This is a genomic window from uncultured Chryseobacterium sp. (assembly GCF_913776365.1).
Classification (GTDB): Bacteria; Bacteroidota; Bacteroidia; order Flavobacteriales; family Weeksellaceae; genus Chryseobacterium.
Genome location: NZ_CAJYMO010000134.1, coordinates 1 through 6,626, shown reverse-complemented (window position 1 = coordinate 6,626; position 6,626 = coordinate 1). Strand labels below are relative to the sequence as shown.

Annotated in this window: 6 protein-coding genes and 1 pseudogene; 4 read left to right on the top strand and 3 right to left on the bottom strand. The window is 44.0% G+C overall.

All coding sequences use genetic code 11. From position 1 onward, the window contains the following. The 3 genes and pseudogenes from QZ735_RS06575 to QZ735_RS06565 all read left to right on the top strand — a co-directional run. Positions 1–766, top strand: a pseudogene (locus QZ735_RS06575) (hypothetical protein); the annotation flags it as partial. Between the two features lies 1 nt (position 767). Next, positions 768–1,361, top strand: a complete 594-nt coding sequence (gene lptC, locus QZ735_RS06570; protein WP_294245863.1) for an LPS export ABC transporter periplasmic protein LptC — start codon at positions 768–770, stop codon at positions 1,359–1,361. Next, positions 1,362–2,414 carry an anhydro-N-acetylmuramic acid kinase gene (locus QZ735_RS06565; RefSeq protein ID WP_294245862.1) on the top strand — a complete coding sequence of 351 codons (1,053 nt, stop codon included), beginning with the start codon at positions 1,362–1,364 and terminating at the stop codon, positions 2,412–2,414. 29 nt (positions 2,415–2,443) lie between these two features. Here QZ735_RS06565 and QZ735_RS06560 read toward each other — a convergent pair whose 3' ends face one another. After that, complete coding sequence (locus tag QZ735_RS06560) at positions 2,444–2,833, bottom strand: SRPBCC family protein (RefSeq protein ID WP_294245859.1); 390 nt, start codon at positions 2,831–2,833, stop codon at positions 2,444–2,446. Between the two features lie 36 nt (positions 2,834–2,869). Here QZ735_RS06560 and QZ735_RS06555 point away from each other — a divergent pair, with 36 nt between their 5' ends. Further along, positions 2,870–3,472 (top strand): NUDIX domain-containing protein, encoded by a 603-nt coding sequence (locus tag QZ735_RS06555; protein ID WP_294245857.1) that lies wholly within the window; start codon positions 2,870–2,872, stop codon positions 3,470–3,472. A gap of 72 nt (positions 3,473–3,544) precedes the next feature. Here QZ735_RS06555 and murF read toward each other — a convergent pair whose 3' ends face one another. Both murF and gldJ read right to left on the bottom strand, forming a co-directional pair. Then, positions 3,545–4,816 (bottom strand): UDP-N-acetylmuramoyl-tripeptide--D-alanyl-D-alanine ligase, encoded by a 1,272-nt coding sequence (gene murF, locus QZ735_RS06550; RefSeq protein WP_294245855.1) that lies wholly within the window; start codon positions 4,814–4,816, stop codon positions 3,545–3,547. Between the two features lie 62 nt (positions 4,817–4,878). After that, entirely contained in the window at positions 4,879–6,474 is a 1,596-nt protein-coding gene (gldJ, locus tag QZ735_RS06545) for a gliding motility lipoprotein GldJ (RefSeq protein ID WP_294245853.1), read from the bottom strand. Positions 6,475–6,626: the final 152 nt, after the last annotated feature.

Below are 6,626 nucleotides of genomic sequence, written 5' to 3'. Positions count from 1 at the left end.
AAGAGCCAATTATTATTTCGGAAATCTGTATGATATCAATGAACTGGCCTATCCGGATGCTGAGCTGATCAACGGATACGAAACCAAGAACAGCATCAAAAATTTCAATTTCACATTGGGCGCAAGTTATCAGAATGTGGATACCAGAACGGACAGAAAACTGACGATCGGTGCCACTACGACTTTCGGGAATACCAGCAATATGACAACGGATTATATAAACAGTACTTACTTTTATACCGATGCTGCCCAGACCACCAAAAGCAACGAAAGTATCATCGATCAGAGAAGTACCAGTTCTAAAAACCTGCTTCCTTTACAGGCTTCCGTAGGCGTTGGATATGGTGAAGAAAACAAATGGTTCCTGTCATTGCAGGGAGATTATAAAAAAGGCGAAAGCATCGCCTATTTCGGGAACACCCTGGACCTTCAGGATTCTTACCGGATTTCTGCCGGAGGCTGGTACCTTCCGAACTACAACAATTTCAGGAATTACCTGTCGAGAATCGTTTACCGTTACGGTGCCTTCTACGAAAAAGGAAACCTGCAGATTGCCGGACAGAACATCAATAAGTTCGGGATTTCCGGCGGCGTCCTTCTTCCGTTCAAGAACAGCAGCATTACCCGTATGAGCGGACTGGAGCTCGGCCTGGAACTGGGGAAAAGAGGAACCCTGAAAAACAACCTGATCAACCAGAATTTCATCAATCTGAAAGTTGGATTCAATTTTGCTGACAAATGGTTCAGAAAGACCTTATACAACTAAGATGACGTTTTTTAAAAACATATCATATAAAAAAAATATAGCATACCTTTTTAGTTGTGCTATATTTTTTGCGGTAATATCCTGTGAGGAAGATCTTGCTAAAAACGCAGCCAAGCAGAGCAAGAACTTCCCTTCCCAGATCATTGATAATGCCCACATCATCCAGCGGGATTCCGGGTTTGTCACCATGCGCGCAGTGGCACCGGTAATTGAAAAGTATGAGCTGATTGACAGTCCGTATACCATCGCCAGAAAAGGGATCGACATCCAGTTCTTCGATAAGAAAAAGCCGAAAGTTCCGGGAACCATCAAGGCTAAATACGCCAAGTTCTATGACTACAAGCAATTTTATGAAGCGAGAGGAGATGTGAGGATCAAGACCAACGAAAACCAGCGTTTCGCCATGCAGAGCGTGTTCTGGGACCAGCGTAAGAAAAGAATCTACACCAAAGATACCGTGTATGTCACGATGGAGGACGGCTCCACATTGGTCGGGGCCCATGGGATGACGGCAAAAGACGATTTCTCGGAGTATGTTTTCTACCAGAACTCCGGAGATTTCAGTACGAACCAGCTTAAAATGTCTGAGAAATAAATGCAGCCTGCCGTGTTTCACGCCATCGGGCTGATGTCCGGAACAAGCCTGGACGGGCTGGATGTCTGCTTCGCCCGGTTTGAGAAAAAGGAATGCTGGGAGTTTGAGATCCTGAAAGCGGAAACCCTTCCCTATTCCCCTGCTTGGGAAAGTCGGCTTGCGGATGCCATCCATTTGCCGTCCGAAGCGTTGCTGGAACTGCATTCCGGCTACGGTTTCTATCTGGGAAAATGCGTTAAGAATTTCATTCAAAAGCATCAGCTTCAGAACGTAGACCTGATTGCCTCCCATGGCCATACGGTTTTTCATCAGCCTCAGAAAAAATTCACTTTGCAGATCGGTGACGGCAGGGCCATTAAGCTGGAAACCGGATTGCCGGTAATTTATGATTTCCGGAGCCAGGACGTCCTGATGGGCGGAAACGGCGCTCCCCTGGTACCGATTGGTGATGAACTGCTTTTCTCCAGGTACGAAGCCTGCCTTAACCTGGGAGGATTTTCCAACATTTCCCTGAAAATCAATAATCAGCGGGTGGCCTTTGATATTGCTCCGGTGAATATCATCCTCAATGTACCCGCCCGGCATTTTCATAAAAAATTTGATGAAAACGGAGATCTGGCGAGGACCGGGCACATCAGCGAAGACCTGTTATCCGAACTGAACTCGTTGGCTTTTTATCAGCAGCCCTGCCCGAAATCCCTGGGGATCGAATGGTGCAACGAATATATTTTCCCGTTATGCAAAGAAACGCCGCCCTTGGATCTACTGGCTACCTTTACGGAGCATGCGTCTGTGCAGATTTCAAAAGTCCTGAATGAAAACCAGTTGAAAAAGGTTCTTTTCACCGGCGGCGGAACCTATAATTCTTTTTTGATTGAGAAAATCAGAGCCCGGACTGCTGCGGAAATCATTATACCCGGAAAGGAACTCATCGATTTCAAAGAAGCCCTGATCTTTGCCTTTATGGGTGTGTTAAGGCTAAATAATGAGGTCAATGTTCTGGGTTCAGCAACCGGAAGTTCAAAGGACCATTGCTCAGGAGTCATAGCATAAAAAAACCTTCATTGCTGAAGGTTTCATCATTATTTATAAGCTTCTATCTTATCCGTCAGGGTATTGATGAAGTTCTGCAGGGGCTTTTCCACCATCATTTTGATAAACGGGTTGAATTTGCCTTCAAACAGCATCTGTACTTCCGTCTGGTTTTCGTTAAGCGGCTGCAGATCGGCCGTCAATGAGAAATCCAGGCTTGAGCTTGCAGACTTCAATACCGCCTTCTGATCCGTTACTTCGTCTATTTTCAGTGCGATCTCCGGCATTCCCTGCAATCCGAATTTAAATCCGTCCTCTCTCGTTTCAAACTTCTGAAGACCGTCCGGCATGAAATCTTTATAGTTTTCCGGGGATTTCAGGATTTCCACGAGGTCTTTAGATGATTTATTGACAATAATCTTTCGTCCTTCTAAATTCATTTTTTATTTTTGTATTTAAATTCTTAATTATTACAAATGTATAAAGTTTTTGTGAACGAAAAAAAATTATTACTGTCCGCACAGCCTGAAAACCTCGAAAAGGTGCTCGGATATGAAAACGTCACTACTTTGGAGATCGGTCTCGATCTGCTGGAGAATACATCTGTAAAAGAATTGAACATTTACGGAAATGATGTGGAAATGATCTGGGAGAAATTCAAAAGCCTTTTCCGGATTATCGAGGCAGCAGGCGGTGTAGTGAACAATCCTGAGAAGGACATCCTCTTCATTAAAAGACTGGGGAAATGGGATCTTCCGAAGGGCAAAATGGAAAAGGGCGAATCCCGTGAAGAATCGGCCGTAAGGGAAATTGAAGAGGAAACCGGCCTCAGCCATGTGGAACTGGTACGGTTCATCAATACCACTTATCATATCTACGTGGAAAGAAACGGAGACAAGGTCCTGAAATGCACCCACTGGTTTGAGATGAATTTCAGCGGTGAAGACACATCAAAGCCGCAGCTTGAAGAAGGCATCACAGAGGTTGCCTGGAAAAATAAAGATCAGATGGAAGCCGAGGTTTTTCCGAATACGTTTAAAAACATCAGACTCATTATTGAAGAATTCCAGCATTGCTGAGCGGGCTGTCACGGAATGCCGGGACACAATGGATAAAGCCGGGTTATCACCCGGCTATTTAATTTGATACAGCTAAATAAATTCCACTGCTTTTTCAAGTGCAATCCCCCGCGATCCTTTAAGAAGGATATTCCGTGAACCGATAGGATGTTCTTTCAGATAAGCGGATAACGCACCGGTATTTTCAAAAGCCAGCAAAGACGGATTGATCTTCCTGAAAATATTTCCTACGGTAATGATCTGTTCAAAATGCAGTTCGCCGGCAAGCCTGAGTATTTCACGATGTTCTCTTTCACTTTCATCTCCCAGCTCCAGCATATCGCCCATGATGATGGTTTTCGTGCCTTCAAAAGTAGAGAAATTATGCAAAGCGGCATTCATGGAACTCGGATTGGCATTATAGGTATCCAGCACCAGGGTACGCCCGTTTGTCTGAACAATCTGCGACCTCATGTTGGTAGGTATGTACGCTTCGATAGCCTGACGGATTTCATCAAAACCGATCCCGAAATGAAGCCCCAGGCTGGCAGCCGCACAGAGATTGGTAAAATTATATTCCCCGGTAAGTCTGGAAAATGCATTCTCCCCGTTGTACTGAAGCCCTACGAAATGCTCCCGGGAAATCAGTTCAAAACGGTATTCGGAGTGGTCCTTGCCAAACGTAATCTTTGGGGTATAATTCTTGGTTTTTTCATCCTGCACCGGATCATTTTCATTGACCAGAATGGTTTTTTGATGATCTTTCAGATAATCGTAAAGTTCTGATTTTCCTTTGATCACCCCTTCAAAACCTCCGAAACCTTCGAGGTGGGCTTTTCCGAAATTGGTAATATATCCGAAATCCGGCTGTGCCATGGAGCAGAGAAGCCCGATCTCCTTCTGGTGGTTGGCTCCCATTTCAATAACTGCCATCTCATGGCGGTCCCTGACAGAAAGTATCGTAAGCGGCACACCGATATGATTATTGAGGTTTCCATGGGTATACTGCACATTGAACCGCCGGGACAATACGGCATGGATAATCTCTTTGGTGGTGGTTTTGCCATTGCTTCCGGTGAGTCCTATTACAGGAATTGTCAGCCTGTTTCTATGGAACATGGCCAACTCCTGAAGGAAGGCCAGCGTAGAAGGTACGTAGAAAATATTTTTATCCCTGTTTTCAAAGTCCCGGTGTTCCACGATCACGGCCAATGCTCCTTTCCCGATCGCTTCGTCCGCCAGAGTAGCTGCGTTGAAACTGGTCCCGGAAAAGGCAAAAAAGAGGTCGTTTTGTTCAACCTTCCTGCTGTCGATGGTTACTTTCCCGCACTGTAAAAACAAAGGGTAAAATTCTTCTGTATTCATGGTTCAAAAATAAAAAACCTTCCAGTATTCCGGAAGGTTTTTTTAAAATTATTTTGAGAATATTATCTTCTTGTTCTGTTCGTGTTGTTTGCTCTCGCATCCTGTGCAACACGGAAGCCAATCCAGCCGTACGCTTTATCCTGGCTCTTGTATCTTCTTTGTCCCGGATCCAGCCAATATGCCGTATCCTGCCAAGAACCACCTTTTACCACGCGGATGTCATTTGAAATTTCTGAAGTTCTTTCTTTTCTGTCTTTCTGAAGAACCACTTTTCCGGTACCGTCTACGATAAATCTTGTTTTCGGAGAATTGTACATATCGTAAGATCTTGCGGAGTCTGCTGCATTTCTGTAATCCAGTGAAGACATCCTGTCACCGTCTCTGTAGTTTCTGTAGTCAGCGATGGTTTCTCTTTCAAACTGTCCCGGCAGGTTTTTATAAACCAGTCGTCCGTCTGCAAGTGTATCATATTTAATGCTGCTTTCGTCTACCATTTTGTAAGTTCCGTCACCGTTTCTTACGATAGCCTGAGGCATGTTACCTCTGTAGTAGTTGAAATCGCTGAAATCTTCATCAATGATCGGTCTGTACACGTCTGCAGTCCATTCTGAAACGTTTCCGTACATTCCGTAAATTCCGAGATCATTGGAAGGGAACTGTCTTACATCGGAAGTCTGTGCTGCCCCGTCGTTTTTCCATCCTGCGATTCCCGAATAGTCACCGGCTCCCATTTTGAAGTTTTCCAGGAACATTCCCCTGTTTCTTCCTTTGGCACCTCTCAGGTCTTCCACTTTAGGCTCTTTTCCTAAGTATCTGTTGTATTCTCTGTTTTTGGCAAGTCCCAATGCTGCGAATTCCCATTCCACCTCCGTAGGAAGCCTGAATTTCTGAACCATTGCTGCATTCGGAGCCCTGTTAGCAGCCAGTAGCCTTTGGTTGGTCGTTTTCATACCGGTTTTCTGCTGCATTCTTTTTTCATTGATATAACCCTGCATTTCAGGATCATTCGACTTGAATTTATCCATATTGAAAGCCGTTCCGCCCTGGTTGTTGGATTCGTTGATGTACAAATCCTTGGCAATGATACCGGCCTGCATCAGGGCTTTCTCATTGGCTCTGTCGGACAGCCATTCGCAGTATCTGTTGGCCTGTGTCCAGGATACGCCCACTACCGGGTAGTAATCGAACTCAGGAGAACGGAAATACGTCTCGTTGTAATCATTTCGGGATAATTTGTTGTCCCAAAGCAAGGTATCCGGTAAAGCACCGTTGTAGATTTCCTTGAAGCTTGGGTCGCTTGGTGGGAATACATACTTCAACCAGGTAAGGTATTCGCGGTATTCGTAGTTCGTAATTTCAGTTTCCCCGATAAAGAATGAACTTACCTGCATTCTGCGTGGCGAGTTATTCCAATCGTGCATTACATCATCTTTCACTAATCCCATTGTAAAAGTTCCGCCTTCTACATATACCATTCCCGGCCATCCCTTCTGCTTTTGTTGCTTTCCAGCAAAAAACCAACCTTGTTTCTCGTTTGGTTTCCAACCTGTTTTGCTGACAAACTTTTTAGTACCGCCGCCATTATTAGATCCTCCGCAACTGGTTAATGCAAGTGTAGAACTTAATGCTATTAATGAAAACAACTTTAGTTTTTTCATAGTCGATATAAATATTTTCAAAGTACAAAGAAAAAATAAATTATTCAATAAATCAAATAAAGATTTGATTTTTTTGAAAAACGTTGACAAATTAATTTTATTGTCTTATAATTTAATTCTAATATTTTCGTTTATTTTGTAATTTAGCAATT

Excerpts from the sequence above, each read along its gene's own strand:
- murF (WP_294245855.1), bottom strand. The coding sequence starts at position 4,816 with ATGAATACAGAAGAATTTTACCCTTTGTTTTTACAGTGCGGGAAAGTA.
- gldJ (WP_294245853.1), bottom strand. The coding sequence starts at position 6,474 with ATGAAAAAACTAAAGTTGTTTTCATTAATAGCATTAAGTTCTACACTT.
- lptC (WP_294245863.1), top strand. The coding sequence starts at position 768 with ATGACGTTTTTTAAAAACATATCATATAAAAAAAATATAGCATACCTT.
- QZ735_RS06555 (WP_294245857.1), top strand. The coding sequence starts at position 2,870 with ATGTATAAAGTTTTTGTGAACGAAAAAAAATTATTACTGTCCGCACAG.
- QZ735_RS06565 (WP_294245862.1), top strand. The coding sequence starts at position 1,362 with ATGCAGCCTGCCGTGTTTCACGCCATCGGGCTGATGTCCGGAACAAGC.
- QZ735_RS06560 (WP_294245859.1), bottom strand. The coding sequence starts at position 2,833 with ATGAATTTAGAAGGACGAAAGATTATTGTCAATAAATCATCTAAAGAC.